The 14499-nt window shown below is 65.5% G+C and carries 17 protein-coding genes; 10 read left to right on the plus strand and 7 right to left on the minus strand.

Annotated elements, in window-relative coordinates; translation table 11 throughout:
- Genes ACQR1X_RS21295 through ACQR1X_RS21325 form a run of 7 tightly spaced genes read left to right on the plus strand, consistent with a single transcriptional unit; the run spans position 1 to position 5888 of the window.
- Positions 1–1104: a carbon-phosphorus lyase complex subunit PhnI gene (locus ACQR1X_RS21295; protein ID WP_434848508.1), complete on the plus strand. Its 1104-nt coding sequence runs from the start codon at positions 1–3 to the stop codon at positions 1102–1104.
- Entirely contained in the window at positions 1101–1985 is an 885-nt protein-coding gene (locus ACQR1X_RS21300; RefSeq protein ID WP_434880223.1) for an alpha-D-ribose 1-methylphosphonate 5-phosphate C-P-lyase PhnJ, read from the plus strand. Before ACQR1X_RS21295 ends, ACQR1X_RS21300 begins: the two co-directional genes overlap by 4 nt.
- Complete coding sequence (phnK, locus tag ACQR1X_RS21305) at positions 1978–2772, plus strand: phosphonate C-P lyase system protein PhnK (RefSeq protein WP_316216973.1); 795 nt, start codon at positions 1978–1980, stop codon at positions 2770–2772. The genes ACQR1X_RS21300 and phnK overlap by 8 nt, the downstream gene beginning before the upstream one ends.
- A 17-nt stretch (positions 2773–2789) precedes the next feature.
- Entirely contained in the window at positions 2790–3488 is a 699-nt protein-coding gene (gene phnL / locus ACQR1X_RS21310) for a phosphonate C-P lyase system protein PhnL (RefSeq protein ID WP_434899510.1), read from the plus strand.
- Between the two features lie 15 nt (positions 3489–3503).
- Positions 3504–4661 carry an alpha-D-ribose 1-methylphosphonate 5-triphosphate diphosphatase gene (locus ACQR1X_RS21315; protein WP_316180007.1) on the plus strand — a complete coding sequence of 386 codons (1158 nt, stop codon included), beginning with the start codon at positions 3504–3506 and terminating at the stop codon, positions 4659–4661.
- A complete protein-coding gene (gene phnN / locus ACQR1X_RS21320; RefSeq protein ID WP_316216971.1) occupies positions 4658–5299 on the plus strand; it encodes a phosphonate metabolism protein/1,5-bisphosphokinase (PRPP-forming) PhnN in 642 nt (213 codons plus the stop codon). The genes ACQR1X_RS21315 and phnN overlap by 4 nt, the downstream gene beginning before the upstream one ends.
- On the plus strand, positions 5277–5888 hold the full coding sequence (locus ACQR1X_RS21325) for a pyridoxamine 5'-phosphate oxidase family protein (protein WP_434848511.1): 612 nt from the start codon (positions 5277–5279) through the stop codon (positions 5886–5888). The genes phnN and ACQR1X_RS21325 overlap by 23 nt, the downstream gene beginning before the upstream one ends.
- A 44-nt stretch (positions 5889–5932) precedes the next feature.
- Here the strand turns inward: ACQR1X_RS21325 and ACQR1X_RS21330 are convergent, their stop codons facing one another.
- The 3 genes from ACQR1X_RS21330 to ACQR1X_RS21340 all read right to left on the minus strand — a co-directional run bounded on the left by ACQR1X_RS21330 (position 5933) and on the right by ACQR1X_RS21340 (position 8225).
- Positions 5933–6154 carry a hypothetical protein gene (locus ACQR1X_RS21330; RefSeq protein WP_316180012.1) on the minus strand — a complete coding sequence of 74 codons (222 nt, stop codon included), beginning with the start codon at positions 6152–6154 and terminating at the stop codon, positions 5933–5935.
- 1292 nt (positions 6155–7446) lie between these two features.
- The gene (locus tag ACQR1X_RS21335) at positions 7447–7770 is read right to left on the minus strand and encodes a DMT family transporter (protein WP_316180013.1); all 324 of its coding nucleotides are present in this window, start codon (positions 7768–7770) and stop codon (positions 7447–7449) included.
- Positions 7771–7964: 194 nt separating this feature from the next.
- A complete protein-coding gene (locus tag ACQR1X_RS21340) occupies positions 7965–8225 on the minus strand; it encodes a hypothetical protein (RefSeq protein ID WP_316180014.1) in 261 nt (86 codons plus the stop codon).
- Positions 8226–8439: 214 nt separating this feature from the next.
- Between ACQR1X_RS21340 and ACQR1X_RS21345 the strand changes: the two genes are divergently transcribed.
- Complete coding sequence (locus ACQR1X_RS21345) at positions 8440–9414, plus strand: quinone oxidoreductase family protein (protein WP_315803625.1); 975 nt, start codon at positions 8440–8442, stop codon at positions 9412–9414.
- Positions 9415–9429: 15 nt separating this feature from the next.
- Here the strand turns inward: ACQR1X_RS21345 and ACQR1X_RS21350 are convergent, their stop codons facing one another.
- The 3 genes from ACQR1X_RS21350 to ACQR1X_RS21360 form a co-directional block, all read right to left on the minus strand.
- Entirely contained in the window at positions 9430–9705 is a 276-nt protein-coding gene (locus ACQR1X_RS21350; RefSeq protein ID WP_434899511.1) for a hypothetical protein, read from the minus strand.
- Between the two features lie 216 nt (positions 9706–9921).
- On the minus strand, positions 9922–10788 hold the full coding sequence (locus ACQR1X_RS21355; RefSeq protein ID WP_316180016.1) for a hypothetical protein: 867 nt from the start codon (positions 10786–10788) through the stop codon (positions 9922–9924).
- 1110 nt (positions 10789–11898) lie between these two features.
- Positions 11899–12516 (minus strand): LexA family transcriptional regulator, encoded by a 618-nt coding sequence (locus ACQR1X_RS21360; protein WP_315713004.1) that lies wholly within the window; start codon positions 12514–12516, stop codon positions 11899–11901.
- Positions 12517–12666: 150 nt separating this feature from the next.
- Between ACQR1X_RS21360 and ACQR1X_RS21365 the strand changes: the two genes are divergently transcribed.
- The gene (locus ACQR1X_RS21365) at positions 12667–13197 is read left to right on the plus strand and encodes a GcrA family cell cycle regulator (RefSeq protein WP_316216967.1); all 531 of its coding nucleotides are present in this window, start codon (positions 12667–12669) and stop codon (positions 13195–13197) included.
- 52 nt (positions 13198–13249) lie between these two features.
- Positions 13250–13849: a DUF6456 domain-containing protein gene (locus ACQR1X_RS21370; RefSeq protein ID WP_316216966.1), complete on the plus strand. Its 600-nt coding sequence runs from the start codon at positions 13250–13252 to the stop codon at positions 13847–13849.
- 65 nt (positions 13850–13914) lie between these two features.
- Here the strand turns inward: ACQR1X_RS21370 and ACQR1X_RS21375 are convergent, their stop codons facing one another.
- The gene (locus ACQR1X_RS21375) at positions 13915–14271 is read right to left on the minus strand and encodes a hypothetical protein (protein WP_316180018.1); all 357 of its coding nucleotides are present in this window, start codon (positions 14269–14271) and stop codon (positions 13915–13917) included.
- Between the last annotated feature and the right edge of the window lie 228 nt (positions 14272–14499).

A 14499-nucleotide genomic window follows, 5' to 3' on the forward strand; every position in this document is an offset into this window, starting at 1 on the left:
ATGTATGTTGCCGTCAAGGGTGGCGAGCGCGCCATCGAGAACGCGCACCGGCTGCTGGCGCATGAGCGCCGGGGTGATCGCGATGTGCCGGAGCTGTCGCTGGCGCAGGTCTCCGAGCAGTTGGGGCTCGCCGTCGATCGCGTGATGAGCGAAGGCTCGCTGTACGATCGCGAGCTCGCGGCGCTGGCGATCAAGCAGGCGCGCGGTGATCTGATCGAGGCGATCTTCCTGGTGCGCGCCTTCCGCGCAACGCTGCCGCGCTTCGGCGCGAGCGAGCCGGTCGATACCGGCGCGATGCGGGTGCAGCGGCGCGTCTCGTCGACCTTCAAGGACATTCCCGGCGGCCAGGTGCTCGGGCCGACCTTCGACTATACGCATCGGCTGCTCGATCCGCAGTTGGCGGCCGGCGTCGAGCCGGAGTTGCCGGCCCGTGCCGAGGCGCCGAATGCGCCGACGCCGCGCGTCACCGACATTCTCGGACAGGACGGGCTGATCGAGCCGTCGCCGCAAGCCGAGGTTGGCGCGCCGGTCGGCGATCTCACCCGTGATCCCCTGAGCTTTCCCGCCGATCGCGATCTGCGGCTGCAGAATCTCGCACGCGGTGATGAGGGTTTCCTGCTCGCGCTCGGCTACTCGACCCAGCGCGGCTATGGCCGCAACCATCCCTTTGCCGGCGAGATCCGCTTCGGCGAAGTCGAGGTCGAGTTCTTGGCCGAGGAGGTCGGCTTCGCGGTGCCGCTCGGATCGGTCGAGCTGACCGAATGTCAGATGGTGAACCAGTTCAAGGGGTCGGCGACCGAGCCGCCGTGCTTCACCCGCGGTTATGGCCTCGCCTTCGGGCAGAGCGAGCGCAAGACGATGTCGATGGCCCTGGTCGACCGTGCCCTGCGCGCGCGCGAGCTCGGCGAGGACATGGTTGCACCGGCGCAGGACGAGGAGTTCGTGATGTCGCACTCCGACAATGTGCAGGCGACCGGGTTCGTCGAGCATCTGAAGCTGCCGCATTATGTCGACTTCCAGTCCGAGCTCGGCCTGCTGCGCAAGCTGCGCCGGGAGTTCGCCGAGGCCAATGCCGCTCCCGAATTGAAGGAAGCTGCGGAATGAACGCGCCGGCCTACAACTTCGCCTATCTCGACGAGCAGACCAAGCGGATGATCCGCCGCGCCATCCTGAAGGCGATCGCGATTCCCGGCTATCAGGTGCCGTTCGCGAGCCGCGAGATGCCGATGCCCTATGGCTGGGGCACCGGCGGCGTGCAGGTCACTGCGGCCATTCTCGGTCCCGACGACGTGCTCAAGGTCATCGACCAGGGCTCGGACGATACGACCAATGCGATCTCGATCCGCAAGTTCTTCGCCAAGACCGCGGGCGTCGCGACCACGACCTCGACGGAAGCGGCGAGCGTCATCCAGACCCGGCATCGCATTCCCGAGGCGCCGCTTCACGAGGGACAGGTGCTGGTCTATCAGGTGCCGATCCCCGAGCCGCTGCGCTTTCTCGAGCCGCGCGAGACCGAGACCCGCCGCATGCATGCGCTCGCCGAATATGGCCTGATGCACGTCAAGCTCTATGAGGACATCGCACGCTTCGGTCACATCGCGACCTCCTACGCCTATCCGGTCAAGGTCAATGCGCGCTACGTGATGGACCCGTCGCCGACGCCGAAGTTCGACAATCCCAAGATGGACAATTGCCCGGCGCTGCAATTGTTCGGCGCGGGACGCGAGAAGCGAATCTATGCCATTCCGCCCTATACGTCGGTCGTCTCGCTGGATTTCGAGGACCATCCGTTCACGCGTTACAAGTTCGACGCGCCCTGCGCGCTGTGCGGCGCGGAGGAGTCCTATCTGGACGAGATCGTGACCGACGACAAGGGCAGCCGCATGTTCGTCTGCTCCGACACTGATTACTGCGAGGGCCGCCAGGCATCCGGACATCGTGGCGCGCAGAGCGTCCCCCCGCACAAGGAGAGCGCCCATGGCTGAGATGATCAGCGCATCCGATCAGCCGCTGCTCGTCGCGGAAGGGCTTGCGAAGAGCTACGGCCGCCTGGCAGCCTGCCGCGATGTCTCCTTCGTGCTCTATCCCGGCGAGGTGCTCGCCATCGTCGGCGAGTCCGGCTCGGGCAAATCGACACTCTTGCAGATGCTGTCGGCGCAAATGGCGCCGACGTTGGGCCGCGTGTCCTACCGCATGCGCGACGGCGTGCTGCGCGATCTCGCCGGGCTTGGCGAGGCGGAGCGCCGCTTTCTGTTCCGAACCGATTGGGGCTATGTCCATCAGGACCCGGCGCAGGGCCTGCGCATGGCGGTCTCCGCCGGCGCCAATGTCGGTGAGCGGCTGATGGCGGTCGGCTGGAACAACTATGGCCGGATCAGGCAGACGGCTTCGTCCTGGCTCGATCGCGTGGAGATCGATGTCGCCCGCATCGACGATGCGCCGCGGACCTATTCCGGCGGCATGCGGCAGCGGCTGCAGATCGCACGCAATCTGGTGACCGAGCCCAGGCTCGTGTTCATGGATGAGCCGACCGGGGGCCTCGATGTCTCGGTGCAGGCGCGTCTGCTCGACCTGATGCGCAGCCTCGTCAACGAACTCGGCCTCGCCGCCATCGTCGTGACCCACGATCTGGCCGTGGCGCGGCTGCTGTCGCACCGCGTGATGGTCATGAAGGAGGGGCGGGTGATCGAGACCGGCCTCACCGACCAGGTGCTCGACGATCCGCGCGAGCCGTACACACAGCTCCTGGTGTCCTCGATCCTGCCGCCATGATGCAAGAGTCCAACGCGATGACCGTGATGATCGATGTCGAAAGTGCAGAGAAGACCTTCACCATGCATCTGCAGGGCGGCATCTCGCTGCCCGTGGTGCGCGGCGTGTCGTTCCAGGTCAGGTGCGGCGAATGCATCGTGTTGTCGGGACCGTCCGGCGCGGGCAAGTCGTCGATCCTGAAGATGATCTTCGGCAATTACCGCTGCGATGGCGGGCGCATCGGCGTCCGGCACGTGGGCGCGATGACCGATCTCGCCGGCGCCGAGCCGCGCCTGGTCCTCAATGCGAGGCGGCAGACCATCGGCTATGTCAGCCAGTTCCTGCGGGCGGTGCCGCGGGTCCCTGCGCTCGATGTCGTCGCCGAGCCGCTGATCGCGGCCGGCCTGCCGCGCGAGGACGCTCGGGTGCGGGCAGGCGCGCTGCTGCGGCGATTGAACATTCCCGAGCGGCTGTGGTCGCTCCCGCCATCGACCTTCTCGGGCGGCGAGCAGCAGCGGGTCAATATCGCCCGCGGCTTCATCTCCGACCTTCCGGTGCTGCTGCTGGACGAGCCGACCGCGTCGCTCGACGCGGCCAACCGTGCGGTCGTGGTCGACCTGATCGCGGCAAAGAAGAAGGATGGAGTGGCCATGCTCGCGATCGTCCATGATGACGAGATCCGCGCGCAGATTGCGGATCGCACGGTCGACGTCACGACATTCGCCGCGGCGGCATAGAGGTAGACATTGCAGATGAGCGCGAACATGTCCGATATCGTGATAGGCAATGCCAGGCTGGTCCTCGCCGACCGCGTCGTCGAGCAGGGCTGGGTGGCGATCGCCGGAGGCCGGATCGCGGAATTGGGCGAAGGGGCTGCGCCGGCCGGCAGCCTGGATGCCGGCGGCGACCTGCTGATGCCCGGACTGGTCGAACTGCATACCGATCACCTCGAAGCGCATTTCGTGCCGCGCCCGAAGGTCTATTGGGACCCCGTCGCTGCGGTCATTTCCTATGACGGGCAGCTTGCGACCGCGGGCATCACGACGGTGCTGGATTCGCTGCGCGTGTGGAGCGAGGAAGGCGCCGAGGGCGTCGACGGTCAAGCCAATGTGCTCGCGGAGGCGATCGCGACGGCGCGCGACGGCGGCCTGCTGCGGTCCGATCACTTCCTGCATCTGCGCTGCGAAGTGCCGATGCCGACCGTGGTCGAGGAGGCGCGGCAACTGGCGGGGCGTCCGGATGTGCGGCTGATGTCGCTGATGGATCATACGCCCGGGCAGCGCCAGTTTCGCGACGAAGGCAAGCTGCGCGACTACTATCGCGGCAAGAGCGGCGGCAAGACCGATGCCGAGCTCGACGTGATGTTCGCGCGCCGCTTCGCCTATCAGCAGGCCTACGCGGCGCCGAACATGCGCGACATCATTGCGCTGGCAAAGACCCATGACGTGCCGCTGGCCAGCCACGATGACACGACGGAGGAGAACGTCGCCGACGCAATCAAGGACGGCATCGCGGTCGCGGAGTTTCCGACCACGATGGAGGCCGCGCGGGGCCTTCACCAGGCGGGCATCAGCATCCTGATGGGCGCGCCGAACGTCGTGCGTGGCGGGTCTCACTCCGGCAATATCGCAGCCGTGGACCTCGCGCGCGAGGGCCTGCTCGACATTCTGTCGTCGGACTATGTGCCGTCGAGTCTGCTGATGGGCGCGCTGCAATTGCCGCAGCGGGTGCCGTCCATTGATCTTGCCGCCGCCGTCCGCACCGTCACCAAGGCGCCTGCCGACGCCGTCGGCCTGCATGATCGCGGCGAGATCGCCGTGGGCAAGCGTGCGGACCTGATCCGGGTTCATGTCGCGGGCCAGTTGTCGGTCGTGCGCAGCGTCTGGCGGGAAGGATTGCGGGTGGCATGAGCGGAATCGAGCCTGCCTCAGCGACGACATCCGGGAAGCTTGGTCCGGGACGCCTGATCCTGGTGGTCGGGCCGAGCGGCGCGGGCAAGGACACCTTGCTCAACGTGGCGCGTCGCGAATGCGCCGGCGATGACCGGGTCGTCTTTCCGCGGCGGATCGTCACGCGCGAAGCCTCGGCCTTCGAGGACAATCTCGAGATGAGCGTGTCCGCCTTTCGTCAGGCGCTCAGTGCTGGAGAGTTCGCGCTGCATTGGGAGGCCCATGGTCATGACTACGGCGTGCCGCGCGCGATCAAGGATGACATCCTGGCCGGCCGCACCGTCGTCGTGAACGTCTCGCGAACGATCATTCCCGCCGCGCGCCGGGATTATGCCAACGTCATCGTCGTCGCCATCACCGCGCCCGCGGATGTTCTCGCCGAACGGCTCGGCAAGCGGCACCGTCCGAGTGACGGCGACATCGGCGAGCGTCTCCACCGCGCGGTGACCGAAGACGCCGTAGCGGATGTCACGATCGTCAATGTCGGAGACCCCGAGCCGCACGGTCACCGGCTTGCGGACATCATCAAGCGGCCGATTGACGCAGAACCGATCGGATCAAACGGAGGCAGCGGCCATGTCGATCGTCACCACGATTGAACAGCTCGAGGCGATCTATGGCGAGACGGGGCTGGCCTCGACGGCGAAGGTGGCCGATCGCGTGACGCCGCACTACCGGATCATGATCGAGCAGTCGCCGTTCGTGGCGCTCGCGACATGTGGTCCCGAAGGTCTCGATTGCTCGCCGCGCGGCGATCTCCCCGGCTTCATCCGCATCCACGACGACAAGACGCTGATGATGCCGGACCGCCGCGGCAACAATCGCGTGGATTCCTTGCGCAACATCGTGCGCGACCCGCGGATCGCTCTGCTGTTCCTGATTCCGGGATCAGGCAACACGCTACGTGTGAACGGGCATGGTCATCTGTCGACGGCCCCCGATCTGTTGGAGTCGTTCCGGATGGAAGGCAAGCTGCCGCGCTCCGTCCTCATCATGACGGTGGAAGAGATCTACTTCCAATGTGCCCGCGCGATCGTTCGTGCCGATCTCTGGAACCCGGATAGGCGTGTCGATCCGCAGCAACTGCCGACGCCGGGGCAGATTCTCGCGGCGATGACGGCCAACGACATCGACGGCGCGGCGTACGATCGCGAGTGGCCCGAGCGTGCGCGGAAATCCATGTGGTGAGTTCGGCGCGCGGCGCTTCGAAGGGCGGGCCGCGCTCCGAAACATCAGGCTGCGACATCGAGCAGGCGTGAGGATCCCCTGACGAGCACCTTGCGGCCGGCCATCGTGAGTGTCGCCGCGCCATTGTCCATAGAGACGAGTCCAAATGCGGTGAGCTCGTCGACAATCATGCCGTTCAGCCTGCGGCGTTCACGCGCGGGAATGCGAAGCGCCTTCAGCGTCTCCCATTGGTCCGGCGTGAGTTCGTGTTCGAATTCCGCGTTCATGCTGCCTCGAATGTTGGCGTCCCGCACCCGTCTTAGAAAGTCCGCGTGACGAAGATGCGACCTTCATGCATCCGTACTGATACGGTCCACGTCATTACGCTCGAACCCGTCCGCGATTAATTCAAATTTGAATGATCGCAAATGTGGTGCTGCATTGCAGCTCGCCGTGTTGGTAGCGGTGAACGATCGTCCGTCGTTAACAAATAATTAAGGCATGGGGGCAGCGCACAATGGTAACGCCGCTGTCACATCGGTGTGTCACACGGCGCCATCGTCCTGCTCGAATCGGCCGGCGCAGGCTTGAAGCGAAAACACGTTGAATGGCTGACCTGATCGACGTTCCGCCGCTGCCGTCGAACCGCAGAATCTGGTGGCGCAGCCTGGGCGGACTGGCCTTGAGCCTGTCGATCGCGGCTGTGGCGGTGTACGTTCTCACACGCGCCGTCAAGAAGCTCGACTTTGCCCATGTCCTGTCGATCGTCGAGGCCACCGACCGTCATCTGATCGCGGCGGCGCTGGCATTCGTCCTCCTCTCCTACGCCAGCCTCACGCTCTACGACCTGTTCGCATTGCGGACGATCGGCCGCCGCGACATTCCCTATCGTGCGGCCGCGCTTGGCAGCTTCACGAGCTATCCGATCGCGCACGGCATCGGCGCGGTCGCGTTGATCTCGCCGCTGGTTCGATACCGGATCTACGCGCCGTACCGGCTCAGGGCGATCGACATCGCCAATATCAGCTTCCTGACCGGGCTGACCTTCTGGCTCGGCAATCTCACCGCCCTCGGCCTGAGCTTGATGATCGATCCGGACGCCTTCGGCTGGGTGGAGTATTGGCCGCCGGCGCTCAACCGGGTCGTTGCGGCCGCGCTGCTCTGCGCCGTCACCGCCTTCGTGGTGTGGAGCTGGCCGGGGCGGCGAAGCAGACGATGGCCGGTGCGGCTGCCGTCCGGGCCTGCCGTGCTGCTGCAGATCGCGGTCGGGCTGTTCGAGCTCAGCACCGCGGCGCTGGCAATGTATGTGCTCATGCCGGCCGAGCTCGGCATCGACCTCGCGCGGCTGATGGCGGTCTTCATCGCCGCGACCTTGCTTGGATTCGCCAGCCATGCCCCGGCCGGCATCGGCCTGTTCGATGCAACGATCCTGCTGGGTCTGGGCGGCGTTGATCAGGAGCGGCTGCTCGCGGCGCTGCTGATCTTCCGTGCGCTCTATCACCTGCTGCCGTTCGTGATCGCCCTCATCGTATTCGGCAGCGTCGAGCTGTCACGATCCTGCCGGAGGCCGTCGACGGTGTCAGACCGGCGAGTTCAGCTTCAGCCCGATCATGCCGGTGATGATCAGCGTGAGGCAGAACAGTCGCGTCGGATCCGCCGGCTCGCTGTAGAGGACCATGCCGGCGAGGATGCTCCCGGCCGCGCCGATGCCGGTCCATACCGCATAGGCGGTGCCAAACGGCAGTGAGCGCAGCGCAAGCGACATCATCGCGAAGCTGAGCAGGATCGCGGTCACGGTCGCGACGCTGGGCCAGAAGCGTGTCAGGCCGTCGGAATGCTTCAGGCCGAGCGCCCAGATGATCTCGAGCATTCCAGCCGCAAACAGAGCAAGCCAGCCGTTCATGACGGCCGTGCGCCCAGGCGCGCGACAACGCCCGCGGCTCTGAAGCCTGCTTCGCGAAGCCGCGGATCGCTTGCACCGATCAGTCCGGCCATCTGGTCGTCTCCGCGCCGGTCGAACCTGATCTCCATCTGCATGGTTTGCGCGACGCGCTGATGACATTGCGGGCGCCCATGCAGCCATCGGCGCGCGGCTTTCTATCTCTCCTCCATCATCGTGAACACGAAGCCCGTCATCGTCGCGCCGACGGCAAATGACAGCGTCAACACACCGACGAAGATCACGAACGTCACGTGCGGATCGACACTGTGGGCGATCAGGGTCGAGATGCCGAACGCATCCAGTTGGGTCAGCCCGAAGGCGAAGCCGAGCCCCATGGCGATGCCCATCAAGGTGTGGCAGGCCAGCTCGATCAGGATGGCCGGATTGACTACTGCGCTGCGTCGCTTGGGCGGCATGGGCTCGGACTCCACGCTATGGCCGATGAACGCTGGAACGGTGATCGTTGTTCCTGTGCCGGCTGGCAAAGCCGATTGCCAAACCCAGCCGACTGCGGCTACGGAAGACCGAGGTTCGGTCGCGGAGAAGCACAGGCTCGAACGGCCCGCAAGGGGCCGGCGCGCGACCGGGCGGCGCGGCGTCGCGCAATCCGAACAGGGAGGATGACAACCCATGACGAACGCCATTCGTTTCCACAAGACCGGCGGTCCCGAGGTTCTCGCCTGGGAGCAGATCGAGGTCGGCAAGCCCGGCCCCGGCGAGGCGCGCATTCGCCACACGGCGGTCGGGCTCAACTTCATCGACATCTACAATCGCTCCGGGCTCTATCCGGTCCAGCTTCCGAGCGGGCTGGGCAGCGAGGGCGCCGGTGTGATCGAGGAACTGGGCGAAGGGGTGACGGACCTGAAGGTGGGTGACCGCGTCGCCTACGGCTCGTCCCCGCTCGGCGCCTATTCCGAGGCGCGGCTGATGCCGGCCGCGCTGCTGTTGAAGCTGCCCGACGAGATCGACGACAAGACCGCCGCCGCGATGATGCTCAAGGGCCTGACCGCCCAGTACCTGATCCGGCAGACCTACCGCGTGAAGGCGGGCGAAACCATCCTGCTGCATGCCGCGGCCGGCGGCGTGGGCCTCATCCTCAGCCAATGGGCCAAGCATCTCGGCGTTCACGTCATCGGCACCGTATCCAGCGACGACAAGGCGCAACTCGCCAAGGCCCACGGCTGCGAGCACACCATCATCTATACGCGGGAGGACTTCGTCGCACGCGTCGGCGAGATCACCGGCGGCAAGAAGGTGCCGGTGGTCTATGATTCCGTCGGCAAGGACACGTTCCTCAAGTCGCTCGATTGCCTCGCGCCGCTCGGCTACGCCGTGCTGTTCGGCCAGTCCTCCGGCACGGTCGATCCGCTCAATCTCGGGCTGCTCGCCCAGAAGGGATCGCTGTTCGTGACCCGGCCGACGCTGTTCACCTACGCCGCCAGGCGCGAGAGCCTGGTCGCGATGGCCAACGAGCTGTTCGACGTGGTCAAATCGGGCGCGGTGAAGATCGAGGTCAACCAGACCTATCCGCTCAAGGAGGCGGCCCGGGCTCACGCCGATCTCGCGGCACGCAAGACGACCGGCTCGACCGTCTTTCTGGTCTGATCTGACGCAGCCGGGTCAAACCTGCTCGTGCTTGCGCAGGTCGCGGAGGTGATCGAACCGGACGGCCTGCAGGTCGGCGTCCCGCCCATCGATCTCGGGCAGGGCGGCTTCGGACATGATGTCGGTGGTGACGTCGGCAACCGATCGGTCGACGATCTCGTGGATGAAGCTGACGTTCGAATATTCCCCCGACGCGATGCGCGCCACGACGTCGCGCCGGGTCATCTCAGGATCGACCACGGCCTCGCGTCCGCGCCGGCCGTAGTCGATCATCACGACGAAATACTGCATGGAGCGCCGGTTCGCCTTCGGCTGACTGTGATGCTCCATTATTTCTTTAAATCAGAATTTTGTCAAGACTGATTCGGTCCACCCTCGCCTCACCGACTCCATCCTAGCCTGCGCGGCGATCACCAAACCGGCATCAGCCGCGGAAATAGTCCAGGCGATGTAGCGTGGCGTGCGGAAGCATGTTCCCGCCCGCCATGAAGACCGCGTCATCGCCCGTTACTGCACGTTGAACGTCGCGCCGGGACATTCGGTGGTCACGCTGATCGGGATCGCCTGCGCCGCCGCCGCGGTCGGCTTCGGCTTCGCAACCACCTTCCAGCGGCCGGGCTTGTTCAGCCAATATCTGTGCCTCGATGTCGCAATGCGGCGCTCGGTATAGGTCGTGCCCTTCCAGATCAAGGGGCCCTTCGGCTTCGGTGCCGCGACCTCATGCCATGGTCCGAACTCGCCGAAGTCCATGAACCACAGATGCCATTCGAGCTTCTGATATTCATGGTGGGACGCAACCACCTCGACGATGGGGCGGCCGTTCAGCCACGACACCTCGTCCTCGAGCGGCTTGATCTGCTGGCAACGGGTATGCAACGGCTCCTGAACGCGAAGCAGATCGTCTCGCTGGCTTTGCGTGAGCATCGCCGAGGTGACGGGCAGTCCCACGTTCGGATCATCGGCCGGATATGAGCAGATCGGCACCGTTGGCGGCCCCTGGCCCGTCCAGGGATTGTTGCTGCAGTAGACTCGCCTCGTCACCGACGAAATGCCGGTGGTCGCCGTTTCCTCCGCCTTTCCGGTTTCCCGGTCCCAGACACCGCTGAACGTCGTCTTTTGATTCGGCGGACAGGCCACGGTCTTGTGGGCCGTCCACCAGTGCGAAACCTCGAATTCATAGTACGAGTAGCGCGGCTCCGGATACAGCACGGCTCTGACGCTGGTCAGCGCGTGATGCGCTTCGCACGCCGTTCCATATGTATCCAGCCAGCACACGAGGTGGAAGTTTTCGTTCGGCCAGCATCCCGCACGCGCCGACGACGTGAAGCCGAGTGCGGCGATCACCAAGCTAAAGGCAAGAAGATATCTCCGCATGGCGTTTCCCATGATGGCGTTTCCCCATGTCCTGCCTGTGCAGCCACAGGTTGATGGTGAGTTTGCTCTGGCGCGGCGTCTGGTCCTTGATCGGGATCAATCCGCTTGCGCGACGTCGTCGACCTCGGCCGGATATCGGCGATGACGCGACGGCGCAGCAGGTCCGGCTCGCTGTCGGGCGCGTGTATCGTCGGGGCGGGCCACCGCTTGGAGCCGAGATAGCGCAAGACCAGCCTGTCCCACCAGTCGCTCTGCGTCGTATCCAGGATTGCAGCGTTCAGGCGCTTTCGAATTGGGCTGCCTTCCGCGAGAGATGGCGAGGAGCTGCGGGTCGAGGACTGATCCGGGCGCCAGGCGCGGCTGGTGGCAAGGCGTCACGCCCGTCGGGCGAATCAGGGGCGATGCGCCCGCACGATGGTCCGTTTCATGGCCTTCGATCGCCTGCAGACGACGTGTGCGGAAACGCTTGTTTTGGGCGAGGCTTCAACGCATTGCCCCGGTCCGGCCCGCCGGGCCAAAAAATTCTTCTTTCTCTTTTTCAGAATTCGTGATTGTCTAGGCGCATCCCGCCTCATGGAGAGGGCGTATCGCGGTCGTCACGACACGTGGAGGCGGGGAGTGATGGGCGGGCCGGTTTGCAGCGTGGTCATTCGCGCGGACGAACAACATCGGCCCGCACGGTCAAGTCGCGTGGTCCTGATACTCCGATGCCAGTATCAAGCCTGCGCTGGCGCCAATGGCGCGGCGCGGGTGACGGTGACCAGACAGCCCGGCGCACCGGGGAGAACGCGAAGCAGCCGTGAAAACCATCGCGCAGGGAGGGCCGGATCGTTCCGGCTGGACCTGTGGTACCTGCCGCCTGCATTTTTTGAGCAGGCGGGCCACGGGCCTCAGTCGAGGTCCGGCCTTCCCTGCACCCTCTCGTTTGAAGAGGGTGAAATCGATGCATCACTCGGACGCCTGGGGCGCCGCGAGGCTATGGACGCACATCCCCATATGTCGCTCAGAATTGTTGATCACGACGGCGCCACAGGCGCGGTGCCCACCCTCCCCTGGAGGGAGGGGATGCAGGGGGAGCGCCTCGGCGTCCCCCGCATCCGGCCTCGAGGCTTACTTGTTTGCCGCGCGGGCGCGCGACTTGGCGGCCGCCTTGGCGCGGATCCGCGAGATCTGGCCGCGCGGCAGGGTGACGAAGATCTCGCCGATCCAGTCCAGCTTGACCCCGACGATCGGCTTGGCGTTGAAGCTCTTCAGATTGACCACGGACGGCGATTTGCCCCGTTCGATCGTCTTCAGGTAACGCTCGCCGGACTTGAGGCGCACCACCGCCTCCTCGCCGTAGAAGCTCGACAGCGGGTGGCGCTGCTCGCGGTAGACCACGATCACATCGCCGTTCTCGTATTTCGGCAGCATCGAATCGCCCGTTACCTCGAAGGCGATGGTCTCCTCGGAGATCGGGAAGGGCAGGGCGACCTCGCCGAGGCCCTCGACAGGCACCTGCTCGTAATCGGGCTCGATCACCGAGCCGGCGCCGACCCGGCCCATGATGGGGACGGAATTGAGCTCGAGATACTCCGTAATGAGCGGAATCTCGGCCGCCTTGATCAGGCGCTGGCCGCCGAGGATCTCGGAGACCGCGCCCGGCCGCACGCCCATGGCGCGGGCCAACCCTCCTTTCGTCTTTCCTGGCTTCTCGAGTGCACGCTCGATCATGGCAACGTCCAACATGGCTTTGACCTCTTTTGCGAATCTCGGAAGACATTATATGTTTCGAATAATCAGAACTCAAGCTTGACTTTTTCTTCGGAATATCGGAAGATTTGGCCGTCGGGTGAGCCGGCGGGTCCGGCGGCCCCGACCCAGAAGGAAGAGGCGAGAATGCAATCCACAGATTGGCCAGACCAGCATTCCAAGATGCTGTGCGAGCTTCATGCCCAGGGGCGGTCCTATGCCGAGATCGCGCGCGCGCTCAATGCGCAGTTCGGAACCGCCTATACCCGGAACGCGACGCTTGGCCGCGGCAAGCGGATCGGGCTGGCCGCGCCGGGCGGGCCGAAAGCCGCGCGATCCACGCCCCGGCCGATGTCCGCGGCGTCCCGAACCGGACGGCGGAGCCCGGACGCGGCGGCCCGGCCGATGCCATCCGCGGCGAAACCCGCGGCGGCCGTCAAGCTGCGTTGCGTCGGCATCAGCCCGCGCCTGCTGTCCCTCGACCAGCTCGAGCGCAACGATTGCCGCTACCCCTATGGCGGCGACCGGGACGACGATCCCATCACTTTTTGCGGTCATCCGCGCCAGCCCGGCTCCTGCTACTGCACGCCGCATTACCATCTCACGCGGCTTCCGCCCGAGGAAACCGCTTCGCGTCCCGCCGGCCGTTTGATCCTGCGGCTGGTCGCGGCCGCGTAGAGCGCGGCAAGCCCGACCCGAACCGACCCCATTCATTTTCCGGAGACGAGACATGGCGCGCCCCCGACGCAGCAAGCCCCATCGCATGTCCAAGACCCACGACCGCAGAGCTCACGACCTGCCGCGAAATGCAGACGTGATTCCCGTAGAGATCGACGACCCGCTGGCGCTTGAGCCCGGCGAAAAGATCGTCGCGTTGCGATCGGTCCGCAGCGACCCGCTCGGCCGGCTGCACGCGCACAAGCAGCTCGATGACGCCCAATACCGGGCCGGACGGGCGTTCCAGAACGATTGGGAGCGGGCCGAGCGAGGCCCGCAGGCGATCGATCCCTCGCGCGAGCACGTTGACGGCGCCCGCGGGCGCGAGCCGGTCACCGAAGGCCAGAGGCGGGCGGTGCTGCGGCTCAACCGCGCCGAGCGCGAGCTCGGCGCCGACGGCGCGGCGATTACCCATGACATCCTGGTGCACGGCCTGACCATGGAGCAGGTCGGACACAAGCGGGGGCTCGCCAGCCAGCGCTGGAACGACTATTTCGCCCGCCGCTTCAAGGAGTGCCTGGACCGGCTGGCCGTGGTCTACGGGTTTTCCACCGACAGGGTCCCCAGGACATGCGATGGGGCCGTGCGATCGGGCCATCGGGGCGAGAGCTAACGGCTGGTCCGACCGGCCTCGTTCCGTCGTCGACGGTACGAGCGCCGGTCGGACAATCGTTTGGTTCAGGGATGGGGCGCCACGACATAAGTGGTGCTGTAGGGCTCGACGCGCAGCGAGGCATGCGACAGCAGAGCAATCTTGGCCGAAGGTGCCATCTGCAGCTCGCCGTTCGGGCCGCGATGAACGTTGTACTGCCAGGCTGCGAGGTCGCCTTTCTGCGCCAATGCGCGCGCAACGGCGCTGGCATCGTTCCCGCCGATCGTAGCCAGCTCTTCGCTATTGAGACCGATGACGATCTCATCCTTGACGGTCACCACCTTGAACAGCGAGGTCGCGCTGTCGCCGGCGCTCGCCATCGAAGCGGTGAGCGCCAGCGTGGCGACGGCGCTGAAGAATGGGCGTGTCAGTCTGGAAGGCATGAGGACTCCTGTTGCCGACGGCATGATGGACGGCGTCGGTGTGCAGCCATTGGTTCCCGACGGGCGGCCATCGGTTCGCAGAAATCGATGCGGCGGTGGGCTGAACCAGGAGGCGTGACGTCGCGTCTAAGCACGATTGCGGGATGCGTACGTGCCGCCGGACGGCTGGTTCGTCCTGAGTTGACACAGGTCAAGCTGCACGCCCGGCCATGTTGTATTCGGGAATGA

This window comes from Bradyrhizobium sp. HKCCYLRH3073 (assembly GCF_051167995.1).
Lineage (GTDB): Bacteria > Pseudomonadota > Alphaproteobacteria > Rhizobiales > Xanthobacteraceae > Bradyrhizobium.